Source organism: Rhizobacter sp. P1_G5, from assembly GCF_056405435.1.
In genome coordinates this window covers 1-927 of sequence record NZ_JBFUCB010001095.1, presented here as the reverse complement: position 1 = coordinate 927, position 927 = coordinate 1, and the positions used below count along the sequence as shown (strand labels likewise).

2 protein-coding genes are annotated in these 927 nt (G+C 76.2%); both read left to right on the top strand.

All coding sequences use genetic code 11. The annotated features are described in order from the left end of the window. On the top strand, window positions 1–623 hold a 623-nt coding region (locus AC1D12_RS34260), incomplete at its 5' end, for a hypothetical protein (protein ID WP_477845515.1). Beyond that, window positions 616–927 (top strand): contractile injection system tape measure protein (locus AC1D12_RS34255; protein WP_477845514.1); only part of this gene is annotated, 312 nt, incomplete at its 3' end. The genes AC1D12_RS34260 and AC1D12_RS34255, both read left to right, overlap by 8 nt.

Below are 927 nucleotides of genomic sequence, written 5' to 3'. Positions count from 1 at the left end.
GCGCCGGGCTGTGGCGCGACCGCTACCGGCTGCTGGCGCCGGCCGGGGCCGCGCCGACCTCGCCGCACCGCCTGCTGCTCGGTCCCGACGAGGACGGCCGCTGGTGGGACCTGGGCGAGCACACCGATGCGCCGGCCGCGCGGCGCGCCGCCGCCAGCCTGCGGCTCTTCCTGCTGCACCTGCACCAGGAGAGCGAGGGGATGCACGTGGTCGAGCACGTGCTGCTGCGCCCGCTCGCGCCGGGCGGCCGCGCGCATGCGGCGCTGAACCTGAAGCCGGGCTTCCACGCGCTGCGCGTCACGGTGCTGATGCCGGGCTGGACCGCGCGCACCCGCCAGCCGGCGTTCCGCCGCTTTGCGCAGGACACCTTGCGCATCAACTGCCCGGCCCACCTGTCGCTGCACTGCCTGTGGCTGGAGATGGAGGCGATGCAACGCTTCGAGGCCTGCTGGGTGCCGTGGCTGGCGGCGCGCGAGGCGCTGGCGGCCGCACCCGGTGATGCGCACCTGGCCGAGCAGGCGGACGTGGCGGCCTGCCGCGTGATCCCGTTCGTGCGCCAGCCCGGCGACACCCCCGATGCAGGAGGCGAGGGCGACGAGCCCTTCGTGCAGGGCCATGCCTGACGCGCACCTGATCGAGCACCTGCATGTCGACGTCGGCTTCGACGCCGCGCTGCCGGCCGACGAGGCCGAGGCGCGGCTCGCCGCGTTCATGCAGGGCCCGGCGCTGCGCATCGTCGACGAGTTGTTCGACGAGGCCTGCGCGCCCGACGAGGTGTGGCGCATCGACGAGCTGGCGATCGACCTCGGCGAGGTGCCGGTCGACGCGATGGAGGACGAATGGGCGCTGCGCCTGCGCGAGCGGCTGCAGGACCGGCTGGCCGACCTGCGCGGGCCCGGCGGCGCGGCCGCGGCGCGCGGCGGGGCC